The organism is Tianweitania populi, from assembly GCF_014652875.1.
In the GTDB taxonomy this organism is placed as follows: domain Bacteria; phylum Pseudomonadota; class Alphaproteobacteria; order Rhizobiales; family Rhizobiaceae; genus Tianweitania; species Tianweitania populi.
In genome coordinates, this window is the sequence record NZ_BMZQ01000005.1 from 183044 (window position 1) to 200684 (window position 17641).

General features: G+C 60.9%; 15 protein-coding genes and 1 riboswitch. Of the genes, 3 read left to right on the forward strand and 12 right to left on the reverse strand.

What is annotated here, in order from left to right; all coding sequences use genetic code 11:
* The first annotated feature begins 25 nt into the window (after positions 1–25).
* A complete protein-coding gene (gene fhuB, locus IE166_RS19300; RefSeq protein ID WP_244641596.1) occupies positions 26–1951 on the forward strand; it encodes a Fe(3+)-hydroxamate ABC transporter permease FhuB in 1926 nt (641 codons plus the stop codon).
* Positions 1952–2007: 56 nt separating this feature from the next.
* On the opposite strand, the gene IE166_RS19305 is transcribed toward fhuB, so the two are convergent.
* The gene (locus tag IE166_RS19305; protein ID WP_244641597.1) at positions 2008–2652 is read right to left on the reverse strand and encodes a TetR/AcrR family transcriptional regulator; all 645 of its coding nucleotides are present in this window, start codon (positions 2650–2652) and stop codon (positions 2008–2010) included.
* Between the two features lie 80 nt (positions 2653–2732).
* On the opposite strand from IE166_RS19305, the gene IE166_RS19310 reads away from it, so the two are divergent.
* Together IE166_RS19310 and IE166_RS19315 are read left to right on the forward strand one after the other, a co-directional pair.
* Complete coding sequence (locus IE166_RS19310; RefSeq protein WP_189507184.1) at positions 2733–3017, forward strand: YiaA/YiaB family inner membrane protein; 285 nt, start codon at positions 2733–2735, stop codon at positions 3015–3017.
* Positions 3018–3059: 42 nt separating this feature from the next.
* Positions 3060–6458, forward strand: a complete 3399-nt coding sequence (locus tag IE166_RS19315; protein WP_189507186.1) for an acyl-[ACP]--phospholipid O-acyltransferase — start codon at positions 3060–3062, stop codon at positions 6456–6458.
* A gap of 32 nt (positions 6459–6490) precedes the next feature.
* Here the strand turns inward: IE166_RS19315 and IE166_RS19320 are convergent, their stop codons facing one another.
* From IE166_RS19320 to IE166_RS19370, 11 genes are all read right to left on the reverse strand, one after another.
* Positions 6491–7249 (reverse strand): amino acid ABC transporter ATP-binding protein, encoded by a 759-nt coding sequence (locus tag IE166_RS19320; RefSeq protein WP_189507188.1) that lies wholly within the window; start codon positions 7247–7249, stop codon positions 6491–6493.
* The gene (locus IE166_RS19325) at positions 7246–7926 is read right to left on the reverse strand and encodes an amino acid ABC transporter permease (RefSeq protein ID WP_189507190.1); all 681 of its coding nucleotides are present in this window, start codon (positions 7924–7926) and stop codon (positions 7246–7248) included. Before IE166_RS19325 ends, IE166_RS19320 begins: the two co-directional genes overlap by 4 nt.
* Before the next feature lie 39 nt (positions 7927–7965).
* On the reverse strand, positions 7966–8748 hold the full coding sequence (locus IE166_RS19330) for an amino acid ABC transporter substrate-binding protein (protein WP_189507192.1): 783 nt from the start codon (positions 8746–8748) through the stop codon (positions 7966–7968).
* A gap of 174 nt (positions 8749–8922) precedes the next feature.
* Positions 8923–9369 carry an RbsD/FucU family protein gene (locus tag IE166_RS19335; RefSeq protein WP_189507194.1) on the reverse strand — a complete coding sequence of 149 codons (447 nt, stop codon included), beginning with the start codon at positions 9367–9369 and terminating at the stop codon, positions 8923–8925.
* Positions 9370–9461: 92 nt separating this feature from the next.
* Positions 9462–12326, reverse strand: coding sequence for an aminomethyl-transferring glycine dehydrogenase (gcvP, locus tag IE166_RS19340; protein WP_189507196.1), 2865 nt, complete (start codon positions 12324–12326; stop codon positions 9462–9464).
* Positions 12323–12682, reverse strand: a complete 360-nt coding sequence (gene gcvH / locus IE166_RS19345) for a glycine cleavage system protein GcvH (RefSeq protein WP_189507198.1) — start codon at positions 12680–12682, stop codon at positions 12323–12325. Before gcvH ends, gcvP begins: the two co-directional genes overlap by 4 nt.
* Before the next feature lie 76 nt (positions 12683–12758).
* Positions 12759–13895 carry a glycine cleavage system aminomethyltransferase GcvT gene (gcvT, locus tag IE166_RS19350; RefSeq protein WP_189507200.1) on the reverse strand — a complete coding sequence of 379 codons (1137 nt, stop codon included), beginning with the start codon at positions 13893–13895 and terminating at the stop codon, positions 12759–12761.
* A 141-nt stretch (positions 13896–14036) separates the two neighbouring features.
* Positions 14037–14126, reverse strand: a riboswitch (glycine riboswitch).
* A gap of 220 nt (positions 14127–14346) precedes the next feature.
* On the reverse strand, positions 14347–15051 hold the full coding sequence (gene queE, locus IE166_RS19355) for a 7-carboxy-7-deazaguanine synthase QueE (RefSeq protein ID WP_189507202.1): 705 nt from the start codon (positions 15049–15051) through the stop codon (positions 14347–14349).
* Positions 15048–15413 carry a 6-carboxytetrahydropterin synthase QueD gene (gene queD / locus IE166_RS19360; protein ID WP_189507203.1) on the reverse strand — a complete coding sequence of 122 codons (366 nt, stop codon included), beginning with the start codon at positions 15411–15413 and terminating at the stop codon, positions 15048–15050. Before queD ends, queE begins: the two co-directional genes overlap by 4 nt.
* On the reverse strand, positions 15413–16114 hold the full coding sequence (gene queC, locus IE166_RS19365; protein ID WP_189507210.1) for a 7-cyano-7-deazaguanine synthase QueC: 702 nt from the start codon (positions 16112–16114) through the stop codon (positions 15413–15415). The genes queD and queC overlap by 1 nt, the downstream gene beginning before the upstream one ends.
* Before the next feature lie 521 nt (positions 16115–16635).
* A partial coding sequence (locus IE166_RS19370; RefSeq protein WP_189507212.1) for a TRAP transporter large permease subunit occupies positions 16636–17641 on the reverse strand: 1006 nt, incomplete at its 5' end.

Here is a 17641-nt window from a genome sequence, read left to right on the forward strand (position 1 = left end):
GAGGCTGAGGCCAACGAGCCCTGCATTGCCAGCGACCCTCCTTTTTGTCGTATTGGGCGTACTAGCCGCCTTGTTGTTCGGCTTGCAAATTGTGCACGACTGGCCGTCACCTGGCGACCAGTTGGGCGGGATCATCCTGCATTATTCGACGCTGCCACGCGGCACAGTTGCTCTTCTGGCGGGTGCCGCACTAGGTCTGGCCGGGGCGCTGATGCAGCGCGTCTTGCGCAATCCGATCGCGGACCCCTCCACGCTGGGTGTCGTGTCGGGCGCGCAACTCGCGATGAGTGGCGCGCTTCTTTATGCACCGAGCCTGATGGCTGTTGCTCGTGAAGGCGTTGCCTTTGTTGGCGGCGCGTTTGCGCTGTTTCTGGTGGTAGCCCTTTCATGGCGGCGCGCGCTCGATCCGATCACCGTTGTGCTCAGCGGAATGCTCATCTCCCTGATAGCGGTCGCATTTTCGTCAACGCTGATCCTGGCCAACGGCGAATACATGATGTCGATGTTCATCTGGGGCGGCGGCTCGCTTGAACAGCAAAGCTGGGCGCCCACCACCTCGCTAGCGATCCGCCTCACACTTGCCGCCTTCGTGGCCGTGCTGCTGATACGCCCTCTGGAGCTATTGGCGCTGGATGACGCCAATGCGCGTGCCCTTGGTCTCGGCGTCACAGGAACGCGGCTAGCGGTGCTAACGCTTTCGGTGTTTCTGGCAGCTTCGGTGACGGCCGAAGTCGGTGTTATCGGCTTTATCGGTTTGGCGGCGCCGAACCTCGCTCGGATGGCGGGCGCTAGAGGCCTGCGACAGATCCTCGTCGTATCCCCCATCGCAGGCGCCCTGATCCTGCTTCTGACCGATGGTTTAGTGAGGCTCATATCGCTCGGTATCAGCGAAACAGTTCCGACCGGCGCCGCGACCGCGCTTCTCGGCGGTCCCCTTCTTCTCTGGCTTTTGCCGCGCTTGGGCGGCTCGCTCCGGTCGACGCAACAGAGCGTTGCTTTGGCCACCAGAGTCGCATCCTGGCGCCTCGTGCTGCCCGGTTTGTTGCTGTTGGTGCTTGGTGTCTGCGCGCTGTTCATCGGCAAGAACGGCGAGGGCTGGGCGATTGCAACAGGACAACTGTTCGATCTCGTTGCTCCCTGGCGCGCCCCGCGCTTCATCGCGGCCGCTTCTGCCGGTGCCATGCTGGCGGCAACCGGCGTGTTGATGCAGCGTGTGACCGGCAATGCGATGGCGAGCCCGGAAGTGCTGGGCATTTCATCGGGCGCGGGCGTCGGGTTCGCTGCTGTGCTTGTGTTCTGGCCCGCTGCATCGCGCGTTGCAGAGCTTGGTGGCGCTGCAGCAGGCTCGGTCATCGCTATCCTGCTTGTTATCGCTATATCGGCGCGTCATCGCTTCGCAGCAGAACGCTTTCTTCTGTCAGGCATTGCTGTTGGCTCCCTGGCCGGGGCGCTTGTTACGGTCGTCATGGCGCGGGGAGGGCCGGAGTCGATGCGGCTGCTGAACTGGCTGAGCGGCTCGACCTCGCGGGTTGCTCCCGAAGACGCGATGATGGCACTAGCCGCTGCCGCCTTGTTCATCGCACCCTTGCCGCTGCTGGCGCGCTGGCTGCAGGTTCTGCCCCTTGGTCTGCCGTTTGCTCAGTCGGTTGGGCTCAAGCGCAGCCTTGCGGCAAGCATCCTGGTGCTCATCGCCGCCCTTCTTTCCGCAGCGTCGACGCTGTTCGTCGGCCCGCTTTCCTTTGTAGGCTTGATGGCGCCCCATATGGCACGCCTTGCCGGTTTCGCCCGGCCAATCCCACAACTGGCGGGTGCCGTGCTGATCGGGGCGAGCTTGATGGTACTGGCTGACTGGATGGCCCGCACGCTTGCCTTCCCCTACCAACTCCCGATCGGTCTCGTAGCTGCGATGGTCGGCGGTCCTTACCTTATCTGGCTACTGAACCGGCGCTGATCAGGTTGAGGTACCCCTTCCGTGCAAGGCAGAGCTCGGTACGCAAAGTTCTGCGCTTAAGCACGCATAGTGCTATCTGCAGCCAGTCCCGAAATCATTGCATTGACGATCAAGCGCAATTCGTCTTCTACAGCGGATGCGCCGGGACCTACGAACCAGTCGCCTAAGCCCATCAAGACAACGCCGTGGACTGCCGAGAAGAGAGTTCTCGCCCGTCTTAAAAGATGGGCTTGTTCCAGCTCCGGATGAAGAGCTGCAAGCGGTTCCGCAATCTGCTCTAATAGTGCTGCGTGCTCATCAAGATGCCATTGCGGGACCGGAACGCCCGCCGGCATGCGGTGCTCGAAGAGCGACATCCATAGAGCCGGCTCGGAGCGGGCGAAGTGCAGATAGCCTATCGCCAGCGCTACGAGCTGTTCGCGCGGCGATGATGCGTCATGGCCAGCCTTGTGCACGACGCCGCGCAAGTGCTGGAGCGTTTGTGAATTGACGTGCACGACGACGTCATCGATGTCGGCGAAGACGTTGTAGAGCGCGCCGAGCGAGCAGCCTGCGTCCGTCGTAATGTCCCTTGCACGAAGGCTGCTCAGGCCGTCGGCGCGGATCCGGTCGGTCGCGGCCTCAATGAGCCTTTCCTTCAGTTTCGCTCTTCGCTCGGTTGTCGCCATCACCCGACCTACCGTCCTTCTGCTCATGAACATTGTTCAAAAAGATCTTGAACACCGTTCAAATTGTGCTAACTTGCGCTCGTGAACGTTGTTCATAACAAAGGAAAGCGACCATGTCGATCAACACGGGCCATCCACACCCCGATTCTCAAGCCTGGAAGATGTTCACCCTGCTAAGCTTCGGCGTGGCTTTGGTGATGATGGCGGGAGGCATCTATTTCATGGAAGCGAGCTTCGCGGCTAAGGGCTTCTATGCCATGTCGGCCATCATGCTGGTGCATACCTCCATCACCACCACTAAGACCCTGCGCGACACCGAAGAAGCGGATCGCTTCATCAATCGCATCGAGGAAGCCAAGACGGAAAAGCTTCTTATGGAAATGAACAAGGGCGCCTGATCGGCAGCGTGCACTAAAGAACACCAGCTTCGGGGAAAACAGATGACTACCAGCCTGATGACGTCCCGGCGCTTTGCGCCTTTGTTCTGGACGCAGTTCTTGTCCGCCTTCAACGACAACTTCCTTAAGAATACGCTGGTGTTCCTAATCCTCTTCACTCTGCCGGGCAGCGGCGGTGCGTCGCTGATCACCCTGGCGGGCGCGATTTTCATGCTCCCGTTCTTGCTTTTGTCAGCCTTAGGCGGCGAGATGGCGGATCGCTATGACAAGGCGGCGGTTGCGCAAAAGCTTCGATTGGCCGAGATCGGCGCGGCCGCAATCGCGGTTGTCGGGCTCGCTTTCCATTCCGTCTGGATCATGATGGCGGCGCTGTTTTTGTTCGGCGTGATTTCTTCGCTGTTCGGGCCTATCAAATACGGCATTCTGCCGGATCACCTCGAAAAGCGGGATCTGCCGCGCGCCAATGCCTGGATCGAGGGCGGCACCTTCATCGCCATCCTGGGCGGCACGATTGCAGGCGGCATCGCGTCTACCGGCGGCATCAGCGTGGCGGTATTCGGGCCTGTGATGCTGGCGCTGTCTGTGATCTGCTGGTTCGCCAGCCGGTTCATCCCCTCAACTGGCTCGGCCGCTCCAAGTCTCAAGATCGACAGCAACGTGCTGCGCTCGACCTGGAACCTGGTCGGGGAATTGCGGACAATGCCGCGCATCTGGCGCACGGCGCTGATGACGTCCTGGTTCTGGGGCGTAGGTGCGGTGGTGATGTCGCTGCTGCCGAGCCTGGTGAAAAACAGTCTTGGCGGCGGTGAAACGGCTGTCACGGCCTATCTGGCCGTGTTTGCCATCGCGATCGCGGCGGGTTCGGCAATCGCCGCCTGGATGTCCCAGGGTCGCATGGTGTTGTTGACGGCGCCTGTTGGCACCGCTCTGATGGCGCTGTTCAGCCTCGACCTTGCTTTCACGATCTGGGGTGCGCAGGCGACAACGGCAGCAGAAACGCTGTCCGGCTTCTTCGCTCTGCCGAACACGATCCGTGTGGCGGTCGATCTCGCAGGCCTGGCGATAGCGGGTGCCTTCGTGATCGTGCCCACCTTCGCGGCTGTCCAGGCCTGGGCGCCGGAAGACCGGCGGGCGCGCGTCGTTGCCGGTGTCAGCGTCGTCAATGCCGGCTTCATGACGATTGGTGGCGCGCTTGTGGCAGCGATCCAGGCGGCTGGCGTTTCGCTGGCGCATATCCTGCTAGGTCTAGCAGTGCTCAATGCCGTTTCCGCCTGGCTGATGCTGAAATATCTTCCGACCAATGCCTTGCGCGACTTCGTTTCGATCCTGTTCCGCGCATTTCACCGGCTTGAAGTCGAAGGTCTCGATAATCTCAAGGCGGCCGGTCCGGCGCCGATCCTCGCGCTCAACCATGTCAGCTTTCTGGATGGTCCGCTCGCCCTGACGCTGACCGACGAGGAGCCGGTTTTCGCGGTGGATCATACGATCGCGCAGGCTTGGTGGGTGAAGCCGTTTCTCAAGCTTACCCGCGCCATGCCGCTGAACCCGGCAAAGCCGATGTCGACCCGCACGCTCATCAAGGCCGTGCAAGGCGGCGAGCCGCTGGTGATCTTCCCCGAAGGCCGGTTGACGGTCACCGGCAGTCTCATGAAGGTCTATGACGGTGCTGCGATGGTTGCCGACAAAACTGGATCTATGGTTGTTCCGATCCGCATCGAAGGCCTGGAGAAAAGCTATTTCTCGCGGCTGACTTCCATGCATGTCCGCCGTCGCCTGTTTCCGAAGGTGCGGGTGACGATCCTCGAGCCAGTCAGGCTTGAGGTCGATGAAGCGCTGCGCGGACGGCAACGACGCGCTGCGGCGGGTGCTGCCCTCTACCAGGTCATGTCGGACCTGATCTTCCGCACGCAGCGTATCGATACAACCGTGCTGAAGCGCATCATCGAAACGGCGGATGAGCGCGGCATGAAGCGACCGGCGGTGGAAGATCCAATTTCCGGTGAGCTGTCCTATGGCAAATTGCTGACCGCAGCCGCCGTGCTTGGCGCCAAGTTCGCCACGCTGCCTCGCGATCAGGCTTCCATCGGCCTGATGCTGCCCAATGCCAATGGTTCTTGCGCTGTGCTGCTGGGCCTGATGTCCGCCGGCAAGGTTCCGGCGGTGATCAACTTCACGGCGGGGGCGGCCAACATCCTGTCCGCGTGCAAGGCGGCCGAGGTGCGAACCATCCTGACGTCGAAGGCATTTGTCGCACAGGCCAAGCTGGGCCCGGTTCTGGATGAAGTGGGCAAGAGCATAGAGATCGTCTGGCTCGAGGATCTGCGCGCGACCATCACGTTCAAGGACAAGCTGCTGGGACTGTGGCATCGTGCACGGCCGTTGGTGGAACGCCGCGCCGACGATCCGGCCGTCGTTCTGTTTACGTCGGGATCGGAAGGCACGCCCAAGGGCGTCGTGCTGACCCACCGCAACATTCTTGCCAACACGGCGCAGGCGGCATCGCGCATCGACTTCCATTCCGGAGACAAGGTGTTCAACGTCTTGCCGGTTTTCCATTCCTTCGGTCTGACGATCGGCACCTTGCTGCCGCTGGTCTGCGGCGTGCCCGTTTTCCTATACCCGTCGCCGCTGCATTATCGCATCGTTCCAGAGCTGGTTTACGCATCCAACGCAACGATCATGTTTGGGACCGACACCTTCTTCAGCGGCTATGCGCGCACGGCCCATCCCTATGACTTCCGTTCGATCCGCTACGCATTTGCCGGCGCGGAGCCAGTCAAGGCATCGACGCGTGCGACCTATATGGAGAAGTTCGGCCTGCGCCTTCTCGAGGGCTATGGCGTGACGGAAGCCGCCCCCGTGGTCGCGCTCAACACGCCGATGTATAACAAGGCCGGCTCGGTCGGTAAGCTCATGCCGGGCCTCACCTATCGCCTGGAGCCGGTTCCTGGCGTCGACGCTGGTGGGCGCCTCTTCATCAAGGGGCCTAACATCATGGCCGGCTATCTGCGTGCCGAGAAACCTGGCGTTCTGGAAGCACCGGAGAATGGCTGGCATGATACCGGCGATATCGTCACGGTGGATGCGGATGGTTTCGTCACCATTCACGGTCGCGCCAAGCGCTTCGCAAAGATCGGCGGTGAGATGGTATCGCTCGCAGCCGTGGAAGCGCTGGCCGGCGAGCTCTGGAAGGGATCGCTTTCGGCCGTCTCCACCGTTCCGGACGAGCGCAAGGGCGAACGGCTGGTGCTGATCACGGACCGGCCCGACGCCACACGCGCAGCCTTCCTCGCTCATGCCAAGGCGGCAGGCGCAATGGACATGATGGTGCCCGCGCAGATACGCGTCGTCAAATCCGTCCCCGTTCTTGGATCGGGCAAAATCGACTTTGCCGGCGTGACGGCTCTGGCACGATCAGGCGAAAACCAGGCTGCGGCGTAGATCGCGGGCGGCCCGGTCTGAACGCCGCCCGCTCAGTCCGACGCGGAAACCGCGGCCAGGGATGCGAGGAAGCGTTTGGTTCGTTCGCGCTGCGGGCGGTTGAACACCTCGCTCGCCGGGCCCTCCTCGACGATCGAACCGCCGTCCAGAAAGGCGACGTCCTGAGCGATGCGCGATGCCAGTCTCAGATCGTGCGTCGCCATCACCATGGTCGTGCCTTCGCGCGCCAGGTTCGCCAGAACCTCGACCACCTCCTCGGCCAGTTCGGGATCAAGTGCCGAGGTCGGCTCGTCGCAAAGGAGAACGCGAGGGGAGGGGGCAAGCGCGCGCGCGATCGCCACGCGCTGCTGCTGACCACCCGAGAGCGTCGCGGGCCAGGCGTCGGCCTTGTGGGCAAGACCGACCTTCTGCAGCAGTTCCATGGCGCGAGCCTTGGCCTGTTCCTTCGACCAGCCGCGCACCGTAATGAGCCCTTCGGTGATGTTCTCGATCGCTGTGCGATGAGGAAACAGCTGGAAACTTTGAAACACCATGCCGGTCTGACGACGCAGCCGCTGCATGTTTTTCCAGGCGACCTTCTCGCCTTGCTTGAAGGTGAGCGCGTCATCGCCGATCCGCACTGTACCCGCCGATGGTGTTTCCAGCAGGTTGATGCAGCGAAGCAGGGTGCTCTTGCCGCCGCCGGACGGGCCAACCAGTGCCGACACACTGCCTTCCGCAAAGCGCAGCGACACGCCTTTCAGCACTTCGAGGTCGCCAAACCGCTTGTGGATGTCGGAAAGCTCGATCACGTGCGTGCCTCCAGAAACCCGCCATAGCGATTGAGCCGGCTCTCCAGGCGCACCTGCAAGGCGGACAGAACGGAAGACAGCGCGAGATAGATCAGCGCCGCCTCGATATAAAGGATCAGCGGCTCATAAGTCACAGCCACGATGCGCTGGGCGGACTGGAACAGTTCGGGCACGGTGATCGCGGCGGCAAGCGAGGTGTCCTTGACCAGCGAAATGAAGGTGTTCGACAAGGGCGGCACGGCAATTCGAGACGCTTGCGGAAGAATGGTCTTGCGCATCGCCTGGCCCCAGCTCATCCCGACCGAATACGCGGCCTCCCACTGCCCCCTGGGCACGGAAGCAATCACCGCGCGGATGATTTCAGACGTGTAAGCGCCGATATTGAGCGTGAAGCCGATCAGAGCCGCCGGAAACGCGTCGAGCGTCACACCAATCGAGGGCAGGCCGTAGAAGATCAGGAAAAGCTGGACGAGAAGGGGGGTTCCCCGAATGAGCCAGACATAGAAGCGCGCCACGGCAACGAGCGGCGCGGGACCAAACAGGCGGATCAGCGCGACGATCAGACCGAGCGTCAGACCCAATGTGAAGGACAGAAGAGTCAGGGGAATCGTGAAGAAAAGGGCCGCCCACAAGAGCGGCCCCAAGGAATTGAGCATAAGCTGCAGCCAGTCAGGCATGCGACACCTTTCAGGAGGCAGCTTGCGCCGCGAAGTTAATTACTTGGACACGTCCTGGCCGAAATACTTATCGGCGATCTTCTGATAGGTGCCGTCAGCTTTGATTTCGGCAAGGGCCTTGTTGATGGCGGCCAGCAAATCAGGCTCATTCTTGCGGATGATGATACCGGAAAAATCGGCATTCTCTTCCTGAGCTGCGATCTTCACCGGCGCATCGGGCTTGTGCTTCTTGAAGTCGAGGAAGGACAGGCTGTCATTGAGCGTTGCGTCCGCACGGCCCTTCAACACGAGCTGGATCGACTGGTCAAAGCCATCGGTGCCGACCAGCTCTGCGCCATTGTTTGCGGCCAGCTTGCCGAAATTCGATGACAGCGACTGCGCCGACTTCTTGCCCTTCAGATCAGCGAAGGTCTTGATTTCGGAGTTGTCGTCCTTGACGATCAGCACGGCCTTGGACGCGATATACGGATCGGAGAAGTCATACTTCTTCTTGCGCTCTTCGGTGATGCCGACCTGGTTGATCACGGCGTCATAGCGATCGGCATCGATGCCGGCGATCAAGCCGTCCCACTTGCCTTCAAGGAACTTTGCCTCGACGCCGATGCGCTTTGCCACTTCGCGGCCAATCTCGACGTCAAAGCCGACCAGCGCGCCCGATGCGTCGTGAAAGGTGAACGGCGCGTAGGTGCCTTCGGTGCCGATCCGCAATTCACCGCTCGATTTGACTTTATCGAGGTTGGACTGTGCGGAGGCCGGGCCGGCAAACGATACGGCAGCGAGTGCGAGACCCGCGGCAGCGAGAAGGGTGCTGATGCTTTTCATAATTTTCATCCAATGGCTTGACGATAACACGTCGAAGAAGGTGGACGGAACTTGGTGGATGTGAGGTCCGATCACAAGGCTAGGCGCTGCATTGTGTAAGAGCCGAGGGTACTTTTCATCTCTGCCAAGAAGGTCCAGTAGAATGCTGTTCCAGCGGCCGCTTATGTCTGGACGCTAGTCGAAGACGACACCTTTCTTCAGGATAAAGCAGCCATAAGGCCGCGCCTCCGTTGTCTGGACGACGGCAAAAGCGCGGCTTGCGGCTTCATAGAAGGCCATGCGTTCGATGGCCTCCACTGTGACCGCGCGGTTCTCAGCTGCATCGAGCGCTTGCTGCATGTCTATATGCACGTCGAGTACGGCTTCTGGCTGGCCGACGACTGCCATTCGCCGAACGGGGACATCAACGAAGGTATCGACGGGGAACAGTTCTAAGATGGCGCGCGCCGCTTGGGTCGTGTCAACGCCCGCCAGCTGAATGCACTGGCCCGACACGGTTGATGCGGCAACCGAGACGCCGGGAAAGTTGCGGTCAACCAGAACCAGATCGTCACCATGTCCCATTTCAGCGAGGATGGTCAGGAGTTCGGCCGAAATCAGCGGCGGGATTTTCTTCAGCATTGAGCTCTCCAGGTCGACTAACGTTCTTTTGCCACTGCCGGGTGAGAAGCTGCATTCATCTGTTCCTCACCCGACTGCGCCTTATCCATGAGTCACTCGGCCGCCTCGGCGTAGTCTTCCATCAGCGGGCAGGAGCAGATCAGGTTGCGGTCGCCGTAGACATTATCGACGCGGTTGACCGGCGACCAGTACTTGTCCACGCGGAACGCGCCGGGCGGATAGCAGGCTTGTTCGCGCGAATAGGGACGATCCCACTCGCCGACGAGATCGGCCACCGTGTGCGGTGCGTTCTTCAAGGGGTTGTTGGTCTTGTCCATGCGGCCTTCTTCGATGGCGCGGGCTTCCTCGCGGATCGCCAGCATCGCATCGCAGAAGCGGTCAAGCTCGGCCTTGGTTTCCGATTCCGTCGGCTCGATCATCAGCGTGCCGGCAACCGGGAAGCTCATGGTTGGAGCGTGGAAACCGCAGTCGATCAGGCGCTTGGCGACATCGTCCACCGTCACGCCCGCAGCGGGATTGAGCGGACGCGTGTCGATGATGCATTCATGGGCGACGCGGCCGGCTTCCGACTTGTAGAGCACATCATAAGCGCCCTTCAGCCGCGCAGCGATATAGTTGGCGTTGAGGATGGCCACCTTGGTCGCCTGCGTCAGTCCTTCGCCGCCCATCATCAAGCAATAGGACCAGGAGATCGGCAGGATCGAAGGCGAGCCGAACGGCGCCGCCGACACCGCACCGTCGCGTCCATCACTTTGCGGATGCCCGGGCAAATGCTCAGCCAGATGCGCTTTCACGCCGATCGGTCCCATGCCCGGACCGCCGCCGCCATGCGGAATGCAGAAGGTCTTGTGCAGGTTGAGGTGGCTGACGTCGGAGCCGATGTCGCCGGGACGCGACAAGCCTACCATGGCGTTCATGTTGGCGCCGTCGAGATAGACCTGACCGCCATGGGTATGTGTGATCTCGCAGATCTGCCGCACCGTTTCCTCGAACACGCCATGTGTCGAGGGATAGGTGATCATGCAGCAGGACAGGTTTGCAGCATGCTGTTCGGCCTTGACGCGGAAGTCGTCGAGATCGACATCGCCGTTTTCCATGGCCTTCACCGGCACCACCTTCATGCCGGCCATCTGCGCGGAGGCGGGATTGGTGCCATGCGCGGAGGTCGGGATCAGGCAGACAGTGCGATGCGGCTCGTTGTTGGCCATGTGGTAGTTGCGGATGGTCAGAAGACCCGCATACTCCCCCTGCGCGCCCGAATTCGGCTGCATGGAAAAGGCGTCATAGCCGGTGACCTGGCACAGCTTGTCCGACAGGTCGTCGATCATCTCCTTGTAGCCCAGCGCCTGATCGGCGGGCACGAAGGGATGGATGTCGGAAAATTCCGGCCAGGTGATGGGTAGCATTTCTGCCGTCGCATTCAGCTTCATCGTGCAGGAGCCGAGCGGGATCATGGCCCGGTCGAGCGCCAGATCGCGATCCGAAAGCCGGCGGATATAGCGGGTCATCTCGCTTTCCGCACGGTTCATGTGGAAGATCGGATGCGTCATGTAAGCCGATTTTCGCAGAAGCGCGGATGGCAGCCGGTAGTCGGCGGTGAAGTCGGCGACTTTGAAAGCGCCGCCGAATGCCCGCCACACCGCTTCGAGCGTCGCAGGCCGTGTCCGCTCGTCAAGCGACATGCCGATCTTCGTGGTCCCGACCTTGCGCAGGTTTACGCCCTCGGCCACGGCCGCGCGCAGGATCAGCGCCTGCATGTGGCCTACCTCGACGGTAAGCGTGTCGAAGAAGCCGTCGGGCTCAATCGTATAACCAAGCCGTTCCAGCCCCTTGGCCATCAGCACGGCCTTCTTGTGGACCTGCTGCGCGATTGCCTTCAACCCGTCGGGGCCGTGGAAGACGCCGTACATCGAGGCCATCACGGCAAGAAGGACCTGCGCGGTGCAGATGTTCGAGGTCGCCTTTTCCCGCCGGATATGCTGCTCGCGGGTTTGCAGCGCCAGACGGTAAGCGCGGTTGCCGCGCGCATCCACGGACACGCCGACGAGACGGCCCGGCATGGCGCGCTTATGCGCATCCTTCACCGCCATGTAAGCGGCATGCGGACCGCCATAGCCGACGGGAACGCCGAAGCGCTGCGTGGTGCCGATTGCGATATCGGCATCCATTTCGCCCGGCGACTTGAGAAGCGTCAGCGCCAGCAGGTCTGCCGCAATCGCAGCAACCGCGCCGGTCTGGTGAAGGCGGGCGATCAGGCCGGAAAAGTCACGGACCTGTCCGTGCGTGCCGGGATACTGGAAGATCGCGCCGAACACATCGACTGGATCGAGGTCGGTCTCGGGATCGCCGACGATCACTGACCAGCCGAGTGGAGCCGCGCGTGTTTCGATCAGCGCGATGGTCTGCGGATGGCAGTTCTGGTCGACAAAAAAGGCGGTTGCCTTGTTCTTGGCCTGGCGCTGGCACAGCGCCATGGCTTCGGCCGCAGCCGTCGCCTCGTCGAGCAGCGAGGCATTGGCGACATCCAGCCCCGTCAGGTCGCAGATCATCGTCTGGAAGTTCAAGAGCGCCTCGAGGCGGCCTTGGCTGATCTCCGGCTGGTAGGGCGTGTAGGCCGTGTACCAGGCTGGATTTTCCAGAATGTTGCGCTGGATAACGGGCGGTGTGACGGTGCCGTAATAGCCCTGGCCGATCAGCGAGGTCAGCACCTGGTTCCTGTTGGCGGTTTCGCGCAGCCTGTCGAGCGCTTCGCGCTCCGTCAGCGCCGCGCCCCAGGCCAGCGGCTTCTGCTGGCGGATGGAGGAGGGGACGGTCGCGTCGATGAGCGCATCGAGCGAAGGATAGCCGATCACCTTCAGCATCGCCTCCATCTCGGCCGGTGAGGGACCGATATGCCGGCGATTGGCGAAATCGTAGGGATCGTAATCGGTGAAATGGAAGTCGATGGAGTCACTCATCCGATCAGGTCCTGATAGGCCGCCTCGTCCAGGAGGTTGTCGGCATCCGCACGGTTCTTCAGCTTGAGCTTGAAGAACCACGCACCCTGCGGGTCTGAATTGACCAGCGACGGATCGTCGACGAGCGCCTGGTTGACCTCGGTCACTTCGCCGTCCAAAGGCGCGTAAACGTCGGAAGCAGCCTTCACGCTCTCAACAGTTGCGGCGTTGTCGCCCTTGGCGAGCTCGGTTCCGATTTCCGGCAGTTCCACGAAAACGAGGTCGCCGAGCTGGTCGGCAGCATGTTGCGTGATGCCAACGGCGGCAACATCGCCATCGAGCTTCAGCCATTCGTGTTCGGCGGTAAATTTCAGCATCTCTTTTCTCCGGGAATTAGCGTGCACCGGGCCAGCTGCAGCGCAGCCTGATCCGGAAGCAGCATCAAATGAAACGTCAACGTTTGTAGGTCGGCGTGATGAAGGGCATGGAAGACACGGTCATCGGCAGATACTTGCCGCGCACCTCCGCAAAGACCTGTGTACCGGGGACCGCGTGCTCTGCGGGCAGATAACCCATGGCAACGGGGCCTTCCGCACTCGGACCGAACCCGCCGGAGGTGACCTCGCCGATCAATCTTTGCCCTTCGGCATCCGCGAAAAGCTGCGCATGCGCGCGCACCGGCGCCTTGCCTTCCGGCTTCAGACCCACACGGCGGCGGCTCGCCCCGTTGCTGAGCTCGCTCAGAATGCGCTGCGCGCCCGGAAAGCCGCCTTCACGTGCGCCGCCGGTCCGGCGGGACTTCTGAATGGCCCATTCGATGGACGCTTCAACCGGCGTTGTCGATTGGTCTATGTCGCTGCCGTAAAGGCAAAGTCCTGCTTCGAGGCGGAGCGAATCACGCGCGCCAAGGCCGATCGCCTCACATTCGGGGTGGTCGAGCAGGGCCTGCGCCACTTCCTCGGCTTTCGCTGCGGGAACCGAAATCTCGAACCCGTCCTCTCCGGAATAGCCAGAGCGCGAAACCACACAGGGCGCTCCGCACAGGTCAGCGTCGCGCACATCCATGAAGGTCATCGCCGAAGCACCATCCCACAGGGTTGCCAGAACGGCTTCCGCGCAGGGACCCTGAAGCGCGATCAGCGCCTGCTCTTCCAGCAGGGTGACGTCGCAATGGGTGAGTTGCGCCTGCATGTAAGCGAGATCGACTTCCTTACAGGCGGCGTTGACGACAACAAGGAGGTGATCGCCGCGATTGGTGATCATCAGATCGTCAAGAATGCCGCCTTCATCATTGGTGAAGAAGCCGTAGCGCTGGCGCCCGGCCTTCAAACCGAGAATGTCGATCGGCACGAGCGCTTCCAGCGCCAAAGCGGCGTCGGCATAAACACCCGACTTCGCTTTCACGATGACCTGGCCCATATGCGAGACGTCGAACAGGCCGGCTCCGGCCCGGGTATGCAGGTGCTCTTTCAGGACGCCGAGCGGATATTGCACCGGCATCTCGTAACCGGCGAACGGCACCAGCTTGCCGTTTAACTGGACATGAAGAGGGTAAAGCGGCGTTCGTCGCAGTGCGGATTGATGGTTCATTCAGTGGCTCCCGAAGCCGTCCCTCGGAGACGGCAATGATCGCGCGTTGTCGCGCTTGGAAGCCCCATCTGTCCTTTTTGCCTGAGAGTGTTATCCCGTCGGCGAATCCGGCCTGGTCGGCCCGATTTCTTTCCAGATTCTAGAAGGTGAGAGGTCCTCTTTGCCTGAGAGTTTCCGGGGCGGTTGCTCCTTCGGCGCCGGCTTTTAGCCGATCTCTTCCACTCACTTTAGAAGGCGCTTCTCCGACGCCTATCTTCCCCTTTGTTCAACGAACTGAGCGTCCGAAGCCTGATTTTTCCGGCCTTCTAGTTCACGCCGCTCCACGTAGCAAGCAGGAAGACGACCGCGATCGGCGATATGGACAGCCTGTGCACGGGCTTTGCCCGGCCGCTTTTCAATCCGCTGTCTTGTCTCGTGAAGACCATTGGCTTCCCCGGAGAGAAACAGAGTATCAAACTCCGCGCTTGTTGCCCCAAATTAGCACATGCAACTGCGGCAGAATGTGCGGAACGAGCCATCCTTTCCCTACCGTCTCCTCGACCAGCCATAAGAGGCGGTCGCTGAGGCTTTGGGTGGAAACAGGCTGAAGCGGGTCAGTATCCAGATTGCCGGGCTGGAGATAAAGCGCAAGCGCGGGATAACGAGCGGCAGCTTCACGCGCCCAAAGAAGGTCGCGGTCGTCGAAGATCACGATCTTCATCACGACCTCGGTGCCTTTCGCAGCAGTCAAACACTCCTCGAAAGCCGACCAGTTGGTGCCTTGCCCACTCGACGGCGGCTTGGGCGAGAGCACCAGCATTGCAAGTTCGGAGAACCAATGGCGCGCGATAGAGCCTTGCGTTTCACAGGCAAAGCGATAGCCGCTCGCCCTGCCTAATTTTATCACCGGCGCAAAGTCTTGAATGGCGGGATTTCCACCGGAAATCGACACGGTAATCGGCTGCCCGCCGGACAAGCGGACAACCTCGGCCATAATCGCCTCTGGATCCATAGCAAGCCAGTCATGACGATGTTGGCTGTCCACTGCATGCAGGCTGTCACACCACGAGCAGCGGTAGTCACAACCGCCAGCGCGAATGAACACCGTAGGCTGACCGATCAGCGCGCCTTCGCCTTGGATGGTAGGACCAAAGATCTCGGCGATGCGTAAGGTCATGACGACTGGATGGGCCGGTACTCGGCCCAGGTCTTCGGTGTTTCCGAGACCTTCACGGCGCTGACTTCGGGCCAGCGGGCAAAACACCAATCGAAGAAGTGCCGTGCCATGTTTTCGGCAGTGGATGGGCCATCCAGAACGTCGTTGAGATGGCGATGATCGAAGGTGCCATCGATATAGGTCTTGAGGGGCGCCAGCTCGTGGTAATCGCGAACGAATCCATCTTCATTGAGAACAGGCGCGGCAAGTTCGACCACGATGATGTAGTTGTGGCCATGCAGCCGGGCGCATTGATGATCCGTGCGCAAGTGAGAGAGCTGGTGCGAGGCAGAGAAGTGAAATTCCTTGGTAATCCGGAACATCAGGCGGGCTTCCTGTTGTCGATAGCCTCGCACCAGAATTCGGTATCGGCATAGGTGGTGGGGTCCGACACACCAGCGATATGGAAGGCCTCGCGACGTTCGACGCAGGTGCCGCACCGACCGCAATGAATGTCGCCGCCTTTGTAGCAGGACCATGTTTGCGCAAACGGCGTGCCATAAAATGCGCCCTTCGTAACGATGTCGGCCTTGGTCGCTGTTACAAACGGCGTGTGCAGCTTAACCTGCGCATAGCCATCCAATGCAGCTGCCTGCATTCGGTCGAAGGCTTCGGTGAAGCTCGGCCGGCAGTCCGGATAAATGAAGTGGTCGCCGCCATGCACCGCGGTTGCCACAGCGTCCTCGCCCTTTGCGGCAGCGAGGCCGAAAGCGATCGTCAGCATGATTGCGTTTCGGTTAGGCACAACCGTGATGCGCATCGTTTCTTCGGCATAATGGCCGTCGGGTACATCGAGGTCGTCCGTCAATGCCGAGCCCGTAAATGCGGCGCCGATCGGGCGTAGATCGAAAAGGTGATGCGGCACGCCCAGCTGCTCTGCAGCGCGGGCGGCGAACTCAACTTCCTTGCGGTGTTTCTGCCCATAATCGAACGAAACGAGGCGGGTGAGTTCATGCTCGGCCGCAACGATGTAGGCAAGCGAAACAGAATCCAGTCCGCCGGAGCAGACCACTGTGGTTTTCATCTATGAGACCCTTGTTTTGATAACCGGGTAGGCTGCGACCGGTGCGGGCGTCATAACGGCGGATAGGGGTAAGCGCAAGTTCGAGCGTGGAATTGCCTTGAAGCGCGGCGGAGCTTTAAAAAGAGATCGTCGCGATAACCGCTCAGCTACTACAGCCGGTCGCCGCCGCCACCTCGGCCTTTATGTCCATGGCTGGCATGATCCTGATCCTGTTTAACGTCCGTCTGGCGATCAGCAAAAGTGCACCGCGCAGCGCTCTCTTAGACATCAGATGGTTGTGGCGCGTCGTAACGATCGTCCGTCCGTAAATGTGGGTGACGGAACTGGATACGTGGCTACCAATATTGGGATCGAGAGCACAGGTTCAGACACGAAGCTTGTTCTAAATTCTCAGGCTTGTGCAAAAGAAAGCGTTCGAGGCGAATGATCTGCATTTTAAGAGAGAGGCAAAGAGCCAAAGCTTGATCGGCTATCGTTTAAGCCGACGGTTTTGGATTGATGTTTTCGCCGAACATGTTTCGCTACGGCTGCCCTTCCTGGCCGGGGATGGCCGGCGGTGTGCCGAAGGAGGGTGGTGCACCCAGCGAAGGCACTTCGAAGCTTGGCATGCCGCCGCCCTGATCGCCGAAGCCCGGAATATCGATCTGGATCGTGTTGGGATCCACGGCTTGCGCATTGCCCTTGTAGTGCATCACCATGCCCGGGAAGATGATGACGAGCGCCACCATCAAGAGCTGGATGCCCACGAACGGCACGGCGCCCCAGTAGATCTGGCCAGTTGTGATCGGCTGGATCTTCTTGCCCGTGACACGGTCGAGATATGGCACGCGGGCCGCAACCGAGCGCAGGAAGAATAGCGCAAAGCCGAAGGGCGGATGCATGAAGCTCGTTTGCATGTTCACCCCAAGCAGCACGCCGAACCAGATGAGGTCGATGCCCATCGCGGTTGCGGCCGGTGCAAGCAGCGGCACGATAATGAAGGCGAGCTCGAAGAAGTCGAGGAAAAAGGCGAGGAAGAAGACGAGGAAGTTGACCGCAATCAGGAAGCCGACTTCGCCGCCCGGCAAGGAGGTCAGCAGATGCTCCACCCAAACATGACCGTTCACGCCATAGAAGGTCAGCGAAAACACGCGTGCGCCAAGCAGAATGAACATCACGAAAGCGGACAGCCGCGTCGTCGACATCAGCGCGCCGGTAATCACGTCCATTCGCAGCCGGCCCTTGAAGCCTGCCAGGATCAGCGCGCCGACGGCACCCATGGCGCCACCTTCGGTCGGTGTCGCAATGCCCAAGAAGATCGTGCCCAGCACCAGGAACACCAGCGCCAAAGGTGGGATCAAAACGATGATCACCTGCTGCGCCAGGCGCGACATGATGTTGAGGTTCATCGCCTTGTCGGCGATCGCAAACACGTAGATCACGAGCACGCCGACCACGCCGCCCAGGATGTCGGCATTGGCGCCTTGCGTCGGCGAAAGCAGCACATGGGCGCCGTAGCCGATGCCGCCGCAAACAGCCAAGGCGATC